This is a genomic window from Kribbella jejuensis, from assembly GCF_006715085.1.
GTDB classification, from domain to species: Bacteria; Actinomycetota; Actinomycetes; order Propionibacteriales; family Kribbellaceae; genus Kribbella; species Kribbella jejuensis.
The window spans coordinates 501179-515597 of record NZ_VFMM01000004.1; the positions used below are offsets into that span (position 1 = coordinate 501179).

The 14419-nt window shown below is 69.3% G+C and carries 12 protein-coding genes; 11 read left to right on the forward strand and 1 reads right to left on the reverse strand.

Annotated features, from left to right (window positions below; genetic code table 11):
* Window positions 1-72 precede the first annotated feature (72 nt).
* On the forward strand, window positions 73-711 hold the full coding sequence (locus FB475_RS35160; RefSeq protein ID WP_202878691.1) for a sigma factor: 639 nt from the start codon (window positions 73-75) through the stop codon (window positions 709-711).
* Here the strand turns inward: FB475_RS35160 and FB475_RS35165 are convergent.
* Window positions 685-1581 carry a diacylglycerol/lipid kinase family protein gene (locus tag FB475_RS35165; protein WP_238332633.1) on the reverse strand — a complete coding sequence of 299 codons (897 nt, stop codon included), beginning with the start codon at window positions 1579-1581 and terminating at the stop codon, window positions 685-687. The two genes, FB475_RS35160 and FB475_RS35165, sit on opposite strands and share 27 nt — an antisense overlap.
* Window positions 1582-1618: 37 nt before the next feature.
* On the opposite strand from FB475_RS35165, the gene FB475_RS35170 reads away from it, so the two are divergent.
* The 10 genes from FB475_RS35170 (at window position 1619) to FB475_RS35215 (ending at window position 14415) form a co-directional block, all read left to right on the forward strand.
* The gene (locus FB475_RS35170) at window positions 1619-3037 is read left to right on the forward strand and encodes a serine hydrolase domain-containing protein (RefSeq protein WP_238332634.1); all 1419 of its coding nucleotides are present in this window, start codon (window positions 1619-1621) and stop codon (window positions 3035-3037) included.
* A gap of 47 nt (window positions 3038-3084) precedes the next feature.
* The gene (locus tag FB475_RS35175; protein ID WP_141862618.1) at window positions 3085-4023 is read left to right on the forward strand and encodes an NAD-dependent epimerase/dehydratase family protein; all 939 of its coding nucleotides are present in this window, start codon (window positions 3085-3087) and stop codon (window positions 4021-4023) included.
* Window positions 4024-4308: 285 nt separating this feature from the next.
* Window positions 4309-5892: an amino acid permease gene (locus FB475_RS35180; RefSeq protein ID WP_141862620.1), complete on the forward strand. Its 1584-nt coding sequence runs from the start codon at window positions 4309-4311 to the stop codon at window positions 5890-5892.
* On the forward strand, window positions 5889-6494 hold the full coding sequence (locus FB475_RS35185; RefSeq protein ID WP_141862622.1) for a DUF1989 domain-containing protein: 606 nt from the start codon (window positions 5889-5891) through the stop codon (window positions 6492-6494). The genes FB475_RS35180 and FB475_RS35185 overlap by 4 nt, the downstream gene beginning before the upstream one ends.
* On the forward strand, window positions 6491-7108 hold the full coding sequence (locus FB475_RS35190) for an urea amidolyase associated protein UAAP2 (protein ID WP_141862624.1): 618 nt from the start codon (window positions 6491-6493) through the stop codon (window positions 7106-7108). The genes FB475_RS35185 and FB475_RS35190 overlap by 4 nt, the downstream gene beginning before the upstream one ends.
* A gap of 2 nt (window positions 7109-7110) precedes the next feature.
* Window positions 7111-9066 (forward strand): 5-oxoprolinase/urea amidolyase family protein, encoded by a 1956-nt coding sequence (locus tag FB475_RS35195; protein WP_141862626.1) that lies wholly within the window; start codon window positions 7111-7113, stop codon window positions 9064-9066.
* A complete protein-coding gene (gene atzF / locus FB475_RS35200; protein WP_141862628.1) occupies window positions 9063-10655 on the forward strand; it encodes an allophanate hydrolase in 1593 nt (530 codons plus the stop codon). The genes FB475_RS35195 and atzF overlap by 4 nt, the downstream gene beginning before the upstream one ends.
* An 11-nt stretch (window positions 10656-10666) precedes the next feature.
* On the forward strand, window positions 10667-11929 hold the full coding sequence (locus tag FB475_RS35205) for a M20 family metallopeptidase (RefSeq protein ID WP_141862630.1): 1263 nt from the start codon (window positions 10667-10669) through the stop codon (window positions 11927-11929).
* Window positions 11930-11955: 26 nt separating this feature from the next.
* Window positions 11956-13086, forward strand: a complete 1131-nt coding sequence (locus FB475_RS35210; protein WP_238332635.1) for an amidohydrolase family protein — start codon at window positions 11956-11958, stop codon at window positions 13084-13086.
* Between the two features lie 33 nt (window positions 13087-13119).
* Entirely contained in the window at window positions 13120-14415 is a 1296-nt protein-coding gene (locus FB475_RS35215) for an amidase family protein (protein WP_141862634.1), read from the forward strand.
* Window positions 14416-14419: the final 4 nt, after the last annotated feature.

Sequence of the window (14419 nt, forward strand, 5' to 3'; positions counted from 1 at the left end):
TGTTGACGATCCGGCGATCCCCTGGGTGACACTGTCACTGCGTGACCCTGTCGATCGTCTGAGATGGTTGTGATGGAGGAACTCAGGCCGCTGCTGCTGTCGATCGCGTACCGGATGCTCGGGACGTTCGGTGACGCTGAGGACGTCGTTCAGGAGGCGTATCTGCGGCTGCATCGCGAGCCCGAGGTGACGTCGCCGAAGTCGTTCCTGACCACGGTCACCACCCGGCTCGCGATCGACCAACTGCGGTCCGCCAGGCGACAGCGTGAGCAGTACTTCGGTCCATGGCTGCCGGAACCTGCCGTGGACGAGTACGTCGACCTGGCGGACCGGGCCGCGCTCTCGGAGGTACGGCGCTTCGTCGCGGCCGCCGAGGACGGCGAACTGGACGCGTTGGTCGCGCTCCTCACCCCGGATGCGACGTTCACCGGCGACGGCGGCGGTAAGGGCGGCTTCCCCCGCCCGGTCCACGGTGCCGGCAACGTCGCGCGGTTGGTGATCGGCGCCTTCGGCAAGTTCCGCGGCCTGGCGACCGAGCCCGTGCACATCGGCGGTCAACCAGCGCTACGGATTCACGACGCCGCCGACCGCACCGTAGCGGTCTGGTCGTTCGTCGTTACCGAGGGCCGGATCGACGCTGTGCACGGCGTCGTGAACCCGGACAAGCTCACGCACGTCCAGCCGTCACGGTACTCGGACGACCAGGGCTGACTCGTCTACTTCGGCTACGAGGGTGGCGCCGTCGGGGATGGTGTCGCCGTCGAGTTGGCGGCGTACTGGGCGTTCGGCCTGGACCTGGAAGCGGTGGCCGGTGAAGCGTTCGACGTGCCGTTCGCGCCAGGACTTGATCAGCAGACCGAGGGCGAGCCGCGGCCAGTGGGCGATCCGGCGTGGGGCGAGGACGACCAGGTCGATCCGGCCGTCGTCGGGGACCGCGTCCGGCAGCAGCGGGATGTTCGCCTGCAGCGTGCCGACGTTGCCGATCACCACGGTGCGCGCGCGACGGCGTACCGGCGGGTGGTCGTCGACGGTGATCTCCACCTGGACGAACGGATGGTTCAGGTTCTTCAGCGTCGAGACGACGTACGCGGCCCACCCGACGCGCTTCTTCAGTTCGTCGGGGGCGTCTTCGATGATCGCGGCGTCCAGCCCGAGGCCTGCCATCACCACGAAACGGTCGACGTCCAGTTGGTCGCCCTTGATCAGCACGCTGTCGATCCGCTGTTCCGAACCGTCGAGCAGCGCCGCCACCGCATCCTCCAGCCGGAGCGGGATGCCGAGATTGCGCGCCAGCAGGTTGCCGGTGCCGCCCGGCAGTACGGCGACCGGGATCCCGGTCCGCGCCAGCTCGGCGCAGACCACCCGGACCGTGCCGTCACCGCCCGCGACGAGGACCAGGTCCACCTGGTCGTCGACGGCGCGCCGGGCCATCGTCATCCCGGCGTCGTCGGCGGTCGTCTCGAGCCACAACGGCTCGGCGAACCCACGATCGCGGAGCGCCTGCCCGACCGTTTCACGGAAGGTGTCGCCGTCGACCTTGATCGGGTTCACGATTACGGCTGCCCGTCTGGCAGAACTCACCTGATATTCCACCGTTCGGAGAGATAGCGTGCTGTCGGTGAGCAGACTTCCACGGAGTACGCCAGAAGCCCAGGATCTGTCCGCCGCTGCGCTCGACAGTTTCGTCGGAGCGCTCGACGCCGGGCAGCCCGAGATCCAGACAGTCACTGTAGTACGGCACGGACACGTGGTGCTCGAGGAGGCGTGGGCGCCGTACCGGGCCGACGACCGGCACCTGTTGTTCTCGGTGTCCAAAAGTTTCACCTCGACCGCGATCGGGCTCGCGGTCGACGCCGGACTGCTGACCCTCGACGATCGGGTCATCTCGTTCTTCACCGCGGACGAGCTGCCGGAGACGATCAGCGACAACCTCGCCGCGATGACGGTCCGGCACCTGCTGACAATGACGACCGGACACTCGAAGGACACCGTCGACGCGCTCAGCCGGGACCGCCGGATGGTGAAGGTCTTCCTGGGCCTCGAGGTCGTGCACGAGCCTGGGACCGTGTTCGTCTACAACAGCGGCGCGACGTACATGTTGTCGGCAATCCTGCAACGGCTCGCCGGGGAGAACCTGCTCGACTACCTGCGGCCGCGGCTGTTCGAGCCGCTCGGCGCGACCGAGGCGATCTGGCAGGTGTCGCAGGAGGGCATCGTCGTCGGCGGCTGGGGCCTCAGCCTGAACACAGAGTCGCTGGCCTGCTTCGGGCAGCTGCTCCTGCAGCACGGCGAATGGGACGGCAAGCAGCTCGTCCCGGCCGAGTGGTTCGAGGCGGCCACCTCGAGGCAGGTCCCCAACGACAACGAGGAGAACCCGGACTGGAAGCAGGGGTACGGCTTTCAGTTCTGGCGCGGCCGGCACAACACGTACCGCGCCGACGGCGCCTTCGGGCAGTTCGTCCTGGTCTTCCCGGAGTACGACGCCGTGCTCGTCACGACCAGTGCGACCGGGGACATGCAGGCGATCCTGAACACCGCGTGGGAGTACCTGCTGCCGGCGCTCGAGGGCAAGGACGTCCCCGTGGTGCCGCGCCCATCGCAGCTGGAGCTGCCGCCGCCCAGCGGCGCAGCACCGGCGCCCGGCGACGGGCAGACGTACCGCTTCGCCGGATCCAACGCGACCGGGCTGACCGCTGTCCGGCTGGATGCGGACGGCACCGGCACGTTCACGTTCGAGGACCCACGCGGCGGGACGCACGAACTCGTCTGTGCGGCCGGCCCCTGGCGGGAACAGACTGCGCCGGGGACGGTCGCCGACGCCGGGCCGGAGACCGGCGAACGGATCCTGACCAGCGCGTACGGCGACGGTGACGCGTTCGTCGCGACGTTCCGCTGGGTCGAGACGCCGTTCGTCGCGACGCTCAGCTGCCGCGTCGACCCTGCTGCCGATGGCCGGATGACCGTTGACGGCAGGCTCAACGTGTCCTTCGGACCGACCGAGTTCAGCGAAGTTTCGGAGCCGATGTCACAGAGCTGAGCCGTCGCGTGTCCTCCGGGTCGAAAGCTGAGACGACGGAGGAAGAGATGAAGGTGTTGGTGGCAGGTGCGACCGGCGGACTGGGCCGGTCGCTGGTACCGCAGCTGGTCGCGGCCGGGCACGAGGTGACCGGGATGATCCGGTCCAGGTCCGGCGCGGCCGGCGTCCGGGCGTCCGGTGCGGAGGTCGTACTCGCGGACGGTCTGGACTCAGGAGCGGTCCGGGCCGCCGTGGCGTCGGTCCGCCCGGAGGTCGTCGTCCACCAGATGACGGCGCTCAAGGGCGGCATCGACTTCAAGCACTTCGACGACAGCTTCGCGCTGACGAACAAGCTGCGGACGATCGGTGTCGACAATCTGATCGCCGCCGCCCAAGCTGCCGGCGTACGGCGGTTCGTCGTCCAGTCGTACGCCGGCTGGAACCTGCAGCACGGCGGGCCGGCCACCCGGACCGAGGCCGACCCGCTCGACCCGAACCCGGTGCCCGCGCAGCGGCAGACGATGGCCGCGATCAAACACCTGGAGTCCGCGGTGCTGAACGCCGACGGGCTCGAAGGGGTCGCGCTGCGGTACGCGAACTTCTACGGGCCGACCGCGGACCTCGGGAAGGGCGGCTCGATGGTCGAGCTGGTCCAGAAGCGCCGGCTGCCGATCATCGGCGACGGTACGGGCGTCTGGTCGTTCATCCACTACGACGACGCGGCCGCGGCCACGGTGAAGGCCGTGGAGAGCGACGTCACCGGCGTGTTCCAGATCGCCGACGACGACCCGGCCCAGGCGGCCGTGTGGCTGCCCGAGTTCGCCCGCATTCTCGGCGCGAAGCCACCTCGGCACATCCCGGCCTGGCTCGGCCGCCTCGCGGTCGGCGACGTCGGCGTGGCCGCGTTCACCGAGATCCGCGGCGCCGACAACACCCTCGCCAAGAAGACCTTCGACTGGCAACCCGGCTACGCCTCCTGGCGCGAAGGTTTCAGGCACGGGCTGTGAAGCGCGCATCCCTGAGAGGTTTTCTTTACTTCTGCGTTACACGCGATGACCGGAGCTGAAACCGGCGGGTCCTGAACTGATGTGGACCCGCCGGGACGGCGGGGCGCCCCTAGGGTTCCGCTGCTCGTCGAGGTGACGGGCAGGACTGGTCCGAGAGGGGAGGCGAGACCGCCGGCGATTCGTCTGCCGCGACGGTGTCGTTCCACGGCGGGACAAAAGCCCGGGAGGCCTTGAAAGGCCCCGGGCTGCTGTGTGCATTCCCGGGCCGATCCAGCGGAGGCCGGAATGCCAGGATCAACAACAGCATCCCCCGAAACACTGAGCACCGATCAACTGGGCGCACGAGATCTCGGCCGGTTCGGCTACGCCCAGCAGCTGTCCCGCCGGGTCGGCAGTTACGCCTCGTTCGCGGCCGGCTTCTCGTTCGTCTCGATCCTCACCACCGTGTTCCAGCTGTTCGGCCTGGGCTTCGGTTTCGGCGGTACGGCGTTCTTCTGGACCTGGCCGGCCGTTCTCGCCGGTCAGCTCACGGTCGCGTTGTGCTTCGCCGAACTCGCGGCGCGGTACCCGTTGTCCAGCGCGATCTACCAATGGGCCAGACGCCTCGGTGGCGCCGTCGTCGGCTGGTTCGCCGGCTGGACGATGGTGATCGCGCAGATCATCACGCTGGCGACGGCAGCCATCGCGCTGCAGGTCGTACTGCCCGCGGTCTGGCCCGGCTTCCAGTTGGTTGGCAGCAACCCCGCCCTGGCCTCCAAGGACGGCGCCGCGAACGCCGTCCTGCTCGGCTGCATCCTGCTCGCCGCCACGACCCTGCTGAACGCGACCAGCGTGCGGATCACGGCACTCGTCAACTCGGTCGGCGTGACGTGCGAGCTGATCGGCGTCGTGCTGATCGTCATCTTGTTGACGAGCCGAGCCGAGCGCGGCCCGTCCGTCGTCCTGCACACCACGAACCTCGACAGTTCGACCGGGTACGTCGTACCGCTGCTGATCTCGGCGTTGATGGCGGCGTACGTGCTCGTCGGCTTCGACAGCGCCGGTGAATTGTCGGAGGAGACGCACAAACCGCGCGCGACGACACCCCGGACTATCATCCGCGCGGTCGTCGCGTCCGGGGTCGGCGGCGCGTTCCTGATCGTCGCGGCGCTGATGGCCGCACCCTCACTGACCGACGGCGACCTCGCGACGCAAGGGCTCCCGTACGTGTTGACGAGCCGGCTCGGTACGACCACCGGCAAGCTGCTGTTGCTCGACGTCGCGCTCGCCGTCTGCGTGTGCACGCTCGCGATCCAGACCGCGGCCGCCCGGATGATCTTCTCGATGGCCCGCGACAACGTGCTGCCGGGCTCGCGCCAACTCCGCAAGGTGTCCACGCGGACCGGCACGCCGGTGGCCGCGACAGTGGTTCCGGGTGTGCTGGCCGCGGTCTGCCTGGTCGTGAACGTCGGCAACGCCGGCCTGTTCCTCGGCCTCGCCAGCGTCTGCATCATGCTGCTGTACGTCGCGTACCTGATGGTCACCACGCCCTTGCTGGTACGACGCCTCACCGGCGGCGGTCTGCCGAGCGGGACCGACGAGAACGGGCGACCGCTGTTCTCGCTCGGCCGGTTCGGGCCGCTCGTCAACATCGTTGCCGTGGGCTACGGACTCGCGATGGCGGTCAACCTCGGCTGGCCCCGGGCCGAGGTGTACGACCCGGCGGGCGCCGGCTGGTACCTGCACTACCTTCCGCTGATCACGCTCGGCGTCGTGGCCGTCGGTGGCGCGATCGCCTTCTACTTCCAACGCCCGGCGTACTTCGCCTCGATCGGAGTGCCCGCCCGCGTCGCGGAGCCGGTCGTCGAACCGGAAGGGATCAGCGCATGAGCCACACGCATGAGCTTCCAGCGGCGGCGGCATGGTCGGCACCGGTCCGTGCGGGACGCACCGTCCGGCTGACGGCGCTCGGGGACAACGCGAACGCGTCGGTGCTGATCGTCGGCGCCGACCGGCTCGATCGCCTGAACATCCCGGACACGTTGAAGTCGCAGATGTCCGCCCGGATCAAGCCAGGCATGGTGTTGATGTCGGACCGTGGTCAGGCACTGGCGACCGTACTCGACTCGACCCTGGACTGGCACGACTGCTTGACCGGCGCGCTCCCCGGCAGGCTGCTCTTGCTGGAGCTGACCAAGCACGGGTTCGGCGAGGCCGATCTGCACGGCTGCATCAACTTCTTCAGCAAGGTCGCCGTCTCGGACTCCGCATCCCTCGAGTTCGTCCCAGGGCATGCAACCGCAGGTGACTCGGTGACGCTGCGAGCCGATCAGGACCTGCTGATCTTCATCTCGACCACGCCGCACGCCCTGTCCGACCTGCCCGGGGCGGGAGTCGCCGTACAGATCGAAACGCCCGAGCACACCGAGGACCCCGAACTCCGCGAGGAAGCGCAGCGCGCACTCCGACTGACCCGGGAGCTGATCGCATGACCGTCACCGCGACCACCGTCGGACTCGACACCGTCGTGGACGCCGGCGACGGCGCGCTCGTCACCGTGCCCGCGGGTGGCCGGTTGCGGATCGTCGACCTGTACGGCAACCAGGCCGTCGACACGTTGTTCTACGACGCGCACGACATCGACAACCGGTACTCCGCGTTCGACACGATCCGCGAACAGCGGGCCGTCTTCCTGACCACCGGATCGCGCCTGCTGTCGACCCGGCTGGACGAGCTCGCGGTGATCACCGACGACACGTGCGGCCGGCACGACACCGTCGGCGGCGCGTGCTCGCAGGAGAGCAACGTGATCCGGTACGGCGAGTCCACGCGGCACCAGCACGCCTGCCGGCAGACGTTCCTGCGGTACGGCGCGCAGGCGGGTATCGGGCAGCGTCAACTCACCCACAACATCAACTTCTTCATGAACGTACCGGTGACGCCGGACGGCGGCCTCACCTTCGAGGACGGGCTGTCCGCGCCCGGGAAGTACGTCGAACTGACGGCGAGCCGCGACCTGCTCGTGCTGATCAGCAACTGTCCGCAGATCAACAATCCTTGCAACGGCTGGAACCCGACACCGATCCAGCTGCTGGGCTGGTGGTGAGGATGCCGGCGACCGTCACAGTTGTTGCTCCAGGCACCCAAACCACCGTGCAGGACCTGGCCGGCCGGCCCGGATTGTGGGATGTCGGCGTACCGCCGTCCGGCGCGGCCGACGAGCTCACGTTCGCGCTGGTCAACGCCGCGGTCGGCAATCCGGCTACCGCGGCAGGACTCGAGTGCGTACTGACCGGACCGGTACTGACCTGCGACGAGGACCGGCTGGTCTGCGTCGGCGGAGCTGTCCGCAATGCGACCATCGGCAATTGGCGGCTCCGGCCTGGCCTGGTCGTCCGTTGGCCCGCCGGTACGGTGCTGGACGTCGGCCCGATCGACGGTCCCGGGATGCGCGGCTACGTGGCGATCCAGGGAGGCCTCGAGGTGCCACGGGTCCTCGGCAGCCGGTCGACGTTCATCCTCGGCGGCTTCGGCGGCCACGACGGCAAGCCGCTCGCGGCCGGCATACGGCTTCCGCTCGGCCGGCAGGAGAATCTGCTGACCCCGCAGTCGGTCGAACTGCCCGTGCTGTCGGATGCCTGGCAGCTCCGGGTGATCCCGGGACCCCACGGGGCGCCCGAGCACCTGACGATCGACGGCGTCGAGGCGTTCTTCGCCACCAAGTGGACAGTCGACCACCGGTCGGACCGCACCGGCGTCCGGCTGATCGGGCCGACGCCCGGCTGGGCCCGGACCGACGGCGGCGAGGCGGGCCTGCACCCGTCGAACGTGCACGACTCGGCGTACCCGGTCGGCGGCATCATGCTGTCCGGCGACACCCCGGTGATCGTCGGCAAGGACGGCCCGTCCCTCGGCGGCTTCGTCGTACCCGCCGTCGTCATCGAGGCCGATCGCTGGATGCTCGGCCAGTTGCGCGCCGGTGACTCGGTCCAACTGGTCCCGGTGACGCCCGAGGTCGCGTCCGAGGCGATCCGGTCTCGCCGCCGCTGGCTGACCGACCTCCGGCAAGATCCGGCTCCGGTCGCCGCCTCGGTCGGTACGCCGGACCGCCCGAGGACGCTGCACCGCGGCGAGCGCTCCGCGACGGCACCGTCGTACACGATCCGCTGCGCGGGCGAACGGCACCTGCTGGTCGAGGCCGGGCCGGCCGAGCTGGACCTCACGGTCCGGGTCTGGATCCACCTGCTCGCGCAGGCATTGCGCGACGACCGGCCGGCCGCTGTCACCGAGATCGTCGAAGGAGTGCGCTCGCTGCTCGTCGCGGTCGACTCCGCACGGATCGGGCTGACCGAGCTCGCCGAGCGGCTCGCGTTCCTGGCCGCCGGCCTGGACGATCCCGAGACGGTGGTGCTGCCGGCCCGCGAGGTGCTGCTGCCGATCGCGTTCGACCATCCCGAGGCGCACGAGGCGATGCGCCGCTACGCCACGTCGGTGCGGCCGGACGCGCCGTGGTGCCCGGACAACGTCGAGTTCATCCGGCGGGTCAACGATCTGGCCGAACGCGACGAGGTGTTCGAGATCGTGCAGGCCGCGACGTACCTGGTGGTCGGTCTCGGCGACGTGTACTTGGGCGCGCCGGTCGCCGTACCGATCGATCCGCGGCACCGGCTCGTCACCACGAAGTACAACCCGGCGCGGACCTGGACCCCGCAGAACGCGGTCGGCATCGGCGGGATCTACCTGTGCGTGTACGGGATGGAAGGGCCGGGCGGGTACCAGTTGGTCGGGCGTACCGTACCGGTCTGGCGGCTGTCCCCCGCCGACGAGCAACCATGGTTGCTGAGGCAGTTCGACCTGATCAGATTCACGCCGGTGAGCGCGGAGCAGCTCGCGCACGAGCGGGCCGAGATCGCTGCCGGGCGCGCGGACCTGAAGACCGCACCCGCGACGTTCTCGATCGCCGACGTACGCCGGATCGAGCAGGAGGCACCGATGGAGATATCGACCGTACGGGCCCGGCGCCGCGCCGCGTTCGAGGCCGAGCGGGCCCGGTGGGGCGCATGAACCACGAGTGGATCGCCCGGGTCGAGCCGGTCGCACCGCAGCCCGGGCCGTTGCGCGGGCTGACGATGGCGGTCAAGGACAACATCGATCTGGCGGGCGTACCGACAACGGCGGGCGACCCGCGCAACACCCGGCCCGCGGAGCGGAACGCGTTCGTGGTGGACCGGTTGATCGCGGCCGGCGCCGTACCGTTGGGCAAGACGAACCTGGACCAGTACGCGACCGGCCTGGTCGGCACCCGGTCGCCGTACGGGCCTTGTCACTCGGTGTTCTCCGAGCTGCATGTGTCCGGCGGATCGAGTTCGGGCAGTGCGGTCGCGGTGGCGAGTGGACAGGTCGATTTCGCGCTCGGCACCGACACGGCCGGGAGCGGCCGGGTGCCGGCAGCATTCAACCGGCTGATCGGCATCAAGCCGAGCCGTGGACTCGTGTCCGCGCGTGGCGTGGTCCCGGCCTGCCGGTCGCTGGACTGTGTGACCGTGATGGCGCGTACCGTCGCGACCGCGCGGGCGGCGTACGACGTGATGGTTGCCTACGACCCCGATGACGCGTGGTCGCGGCCAGTTGGTTTGTTGCCGCAGCGCCGGGCCGGACGCGGCGACCAGGCCGTCATCGGCGTACCGGACCTGGCGCTCGACCTGGATCCGTTGCATGCCGAGGCCTGGCAGGCGACGCTCGACGAGGCACATCGGCTGGGCGAGGTCGTCAAGGTGGACGTCCGGCCGCTGCTCGAGGCCGCTGACCTGCTGTACTCCGGGCCGTGGCTGGCCGAGCGCTGGCTGGCCTTCGGTGACAAGCTCGACGACGATCCGGCCGTCGACCCGGCGGTCCGAACGATCGTCCGCGCCGGCGAGTCGCTCACCGCGGCGGCCGCTTTTGCCGGTTTCGATCGGCTGGCCGAGCTGGCCCGCGCGAGTTCGTCCTTGTGGACGGAGGTGGATGCGCTGCTGCTGCCGGTCACACCCGGCCACCCCACGTTGGCCGAGGTCGCGGCCGATCCGATCGGCGTGAACAGCCGCTTGGGCCGGTTCACGAACATGGTGAACCTGCTGGATCTGTGCGCAATCGCCTTTCCTGGAACGGATCGTGCCGACGGCCTGCCGTTCGGGGTCCAACTGCTCGCACCGGCCGGTCACGACCATGAGCTGATCGATCTGGCGGCGTTGTGGTGCGGTGAACCGGTTCCGCCGCGCGCTTCGGACGACGTACTGCTGGCTGTCGCCGGCGCGCACCTCAGCGGCCAACCGCTCAACGACGAACTCGTACGCCGCGGAGCCCGGCTCGCGTACACAGCCCGTACTGCGGCGTCGTACCGCATGTACCTCGTCGACGGCCCCCGCCCCGGCCTGACCCGAACGCTGAACGACGAGCCCGGGCCGGGCATCGAAGTGGAGGTCTGGAAGCTGCCCACCGCCGAACTCGCCGGCTTCATGTCAACCATCGCGCCCCCGCTGACCATCGGTCCCCTCGAACTGTCCGACGGCCAGCAGGTGCTCGGCTTCCTCTGCACTGCGGATGCCGCAGATCCGACCCAAGACATCACCAGCTGGGGCAGCTGGCGCGCGTACCTGGACGGGCGCGAAGCCTAGGGTAGGTGGGCATGAGCCTGACGCCCGCCGAACAGAACGTACTGGAACGGATCGACGAACGACTGCTGATCCGCGTCACACAGGAACTGGTCCGCGCGCCTGGGCAGAACCCACCGGGCGAGGAGGCCGCGACGGTCGCCGCACTCGTGGCGGCCGCACGCGACCTCGACCTCGACGTGACGACTCGTTCTGTCGAGGCAGGTCGCGACAACGTGTCGGTGACGCTGTCCGGTGGCGACAGTCCCGGCCTGCTGTTGCTCGGTCATACCGATGTCGTGCCGGTCGGCGACGGGTGGACGGTCGACCCGTACGGCGGGCTCGTGCGCGACGGGCGGATCTACGGGCGCGGTGCGTCCGACATGAAGGGCGGTCTGGCTGCTGCGCTGGCTGCCCTCGCGGCATTGCGTGGTACGGCTTTGAGCGGTCCGGTGGAACTGGCCGCCGTGGTCGACGAAGAGGAGACGGGCAAGGGGATCCGCGCGTTCATCGAGTCCGCTCAGCGCGCACCTGTGGATAACTCCGGTCCGACCAGCTCGCCGAGCGATAGACTTGAAGCGGAAAGGACAGGGGCGAAACACCAGTACGTCGGGTGCATCACAGCCGAGCCGACCGATCTGCAGACCATCATCGCGGCGCGCGGCGACTCGTACTTGCAGGTGGCGGTGCACGGGCGTGCCTCGCACGCGGGTAACCCGGACGGTGGCGCCAACGCGATCTACGGCGCGGCGGCCGTCGTCGCGGAGATCGAACGCCTGCACGGCGAGCTGGCGCAGGCACCCCATCCCCTGCTCGGGCCCGCGACCTGGAGCGTCGGCCAGATCAACGGCGGCACCGGCGGCTCGATCGTGCCGGCCGACTGTGTGGTGGTCGCGGACCGCCGGCTCCTGCCGGGCGAATCACCCGCCGAGGTACTCGCCGACCTGGGCCGCCGGGTCGCCGCCCTGCGGTTGGAGGACCGTGAGCTGACCGTCGAACTCTCCATGCCGATGGAAATGCCGGCCTTCGAAACCTCCGAGGACCACGAACTGGTACGCGTCACCGAGTCCGCCCGCTTCGACGCCGGCGGCCCACCCCTGCCCCTCGCCGGCTGGACCGCAGCCTGCGACGGCGGCTACATCGCCCGCGACCTCAGCATCCCGGTGGTCGTCCTAGGCCCCGGCTCAGTAACCACCCAAGCCCACCGCGGCGACGAGTCGGTCGCAATCGCCGAACTCGTGACCGCGGCGCGCGCCTATGCGTTGATCGCCCTACGGCTGCTCGGTACGACGGCGTGAGTCGGCGGGTCCTGCATTCGGGCTCGGTGCTTGATGTCCGTTCGGGTGACGTGCGGTCGGCCGATGTTGTGCTTGCCGACGATCGCATTGCCGATGTGGGGATCGGACTGGACGGCGACGAGGGCGTCGACTGCACAGGCGCGTTGCTGGTGCCTGGCTTCATCGACTGTCACACCCACGTGTGCTTCGGGCCTGCTGGCGTGGATGCGCTGCAATTGCCGCGGTCGGCTCGGACGCTGTCCGCAGTACCGGTGTTGCGGACGTTGCTGCGGCTCGGGGTGACGACGGTGCGGGACGCGTGGGGCGCCGACGCCGGCGTACGGCTCGCGATCGAGAACGGGTGGATCGAAGGACCTGAGCTGCTGCTGAGTTTGCGGCAGGTCGGTACGACGGGTGCGATCGGCGACGTGTGGGCGCCGCGGACCGGGGCGCTCGAGTTCTACGGGGATCCGTCACTGCCGGATCCGATCTTCGACGGGGCCGACGCAGGACGAGCCGTCGTACGGCGGATGGTTCAGGCTGGGGCGGACTGGATCAAGGTGACGGCGAGCGGGTCGATGGCGCTCGGGATCGGCGTGCACGATGTACATCTGACGTACGACGAGCTGGCTGCGGTGGTGGATGAGGCGCACCGGCGGGGTGGGCGGCGGGTGATGGTTCATGCGCATGGGGCGCGGGCGGCCGAGCTTGCGGCGCGCGCCGGGGCGGCGAGCGTGGAGCACGGAACCTACCTGGATGAGGCTGCGGTAGCTGCGATGGCGGATTGCGGGACCTGGTACGTGCCGACCTTGTCGGTTACTCAGTCGGATCCGGAGCACGGGCCGGACGGGGCGCCCGAAGCGCACCGGGAGTCGATGCGACTGGCGATCGAAGCCGGGGTGCGGATCGCGATGGGAACGGATGGTCCGGTACGGCCGCACTCAGAGGTGTTGCGGGAACTCAGCCATCTGGCAGCCGCCGGGTTGGGCGAGGCCGGGGCATTCCGGGCGGCGACGATCGACGCGGCGCGGTTGCTCGGGCTGGCGGAGGATCGCGGGGAGATCGCGGTTGGCAAGCGTGCTGATCTGGTGGTGCTCGATGGGGCGACGCTGGACTGCGCGGCCATGGAGGAGCGGCTCCGCCAGGTGTTTCACAACGGGGTCGAGGTCGTCCGTTGACTCTCACACGGTGTCAGACATTAGACAGCTCGTATGTTGACAGCAGGAGAGGCTGCGGAGCGGATCCGCGTAGGGCAGACGACGTCACGAGAGCTCACTGAAGAGCTCCTTACCCGGATCGCCGCTGATACCGCGGTTAACGCGGTCGTGGAAGTGCGGCGGGAGTATGCGCTCAGCGCAGCAGATCGAGCCGATAGAGGGGGTGGGTCGTCGGGGGCTTTGCATGGGGTGCCGGTGACGGTCAAGGAGTGTTTTGATGTCGGGGGGATGCATACGACTTGGGGGAATCCGGCGTTTGCGGGGTTTGTGGCTCGGCGGGATGCGGTGGTGGTGGAGCGGTTGCAGCGGGCCGGGGCGATTGTTGTCGGGAAGACCAACGTTCACACGATGCTTGCCGACTTCGGGCAGACCACGAACGAGATCTACGGGCGGACCAACAACCCCGCCGACCTCACCCGGACGCCCGGCGGATCGTCCGGCGGGGCGGCGGCCGCGCTGGCGGTAGGGCTCACGTATCTCGAGTACGGATCCGACCTGGTCGGATCGGTCCGGCTGCCCGCGGCGTACTGCGGCGTCTACGGACTGAAGCCCACCAACGGACTCGTCCCGCAACGCGGTTTCCAGCCCCCGGGTACGCCGTACGTCCCGAGCGAACTGCCCAACTTGTCGACCCTCGGACCACTCGCCCGCTCGGCCGCGGATCTCCGGATCGCCCTGCGCGCAACAGCCGGTCCCGAGGCGCCGTACTCGTACACGCTCCGCCCACCGCGACACCGACAGCTGAGCGACTATCGCGTAGGAATCGTCACTGACCACCCGGCCGCACCGGTCACCGCGGAGGTCGGTGACGCGCTGTCCAACACGATCGACGTCCTGGCGAAGAGCGGTGCGAAGATCGTTGAGAAGTGGCCGGACCGCGTCGACCCGAACGGACAGGCCGACGAATTCGGCCGCCAGGTCGAACTCTTCTTCGCCCTGCACGGCGGCGAACCCAGCTCGCTGACCGTCGACCAGCTCCTCACCACCGAACGCAACCGCCTGGCAGCCAGAGCCAAATGGCAGCAGTACTTCGAGAACGTCGACGTCTTCCTCTGCCCGACCAGCTTCACCGTCGCGTTCCCGCACGGCTCGACCACCATCGACGGCCGGCCGTACGAGGCGCAGGTGTTCTGGATCGCGCACGCGTCGCTCATCGGCCACCCCGCCCTCAGCATGCCGATCGGCCGGACGGCCGCCGGGCTCCCGACCGCCGCGCAAGTCATCGGCCCCTGGCACGAGGACGACACCGCCATCACCTTCGCCGAACTCCTCGGCCAACTGGTTGACTGACAGC

Coding starts and splice junctions, on each gene's coding strand:
- FB475_RS35160 (WP_202878691.1), top strand. CDS start 73: ATGGAGGAACTCAGGCCGCTGCTGCTGTCGATCGCGTACCGGATGCTC.
- FB475_RS35175 (WP_141862618.1), top strand. CDS start 3,085: ATGAAGGTGTTGGTGGCAGGTGCGACCGGCGGACTGGGCCGGTCGCTG.
- FB475_RS35180 (WP_141862620.1), top strand. CDS start 4,309: ATGCCAGGATCAACAACAGCATCCCCCGAAACACTGAGCACCGATCAA.
- FB475_RS35185 (WP_141862622.1), top strand. CDS start 5,889: ATGAGCCACACGCATGAGCTTCCAGCGGCGGCGGCATGGTCGGCACCG.
- FB475_RS35190 (WP_141862624.1), top strand. CDS start 6,491: ATGACCGTCACCGCGACCACCGTCGGACTCGACACCGTCGTGGACGCC.
- FB475_RS35195 (WP_141862626.1), top strand. CDS start 7,111: ATGCCGGCGACCGTCACAGTTGTTGCTCCAGGCACCCAAACCACCGTG.
- atzF (WP_141862628.1), top strand. CDS start 9,063: ATGAACCACGAGTGGATCGCCCGGGTCGAGCCGGTCGCACCGCAGCCC.
- FB475_RS35205 (WP_141862630.1), top strand. CDS start 10,667: ATGAGCCTGACGCCCGCCGAACAGAACGTACTGGAACGGATCGACGAA.
- FB475_RS35215 (WP_141862634.1), top strand. CDS start 13,120: ATGTTGACAGCAGGAGAGGCTGCGGAGCGGATCCGCGTAGGGCAGACG.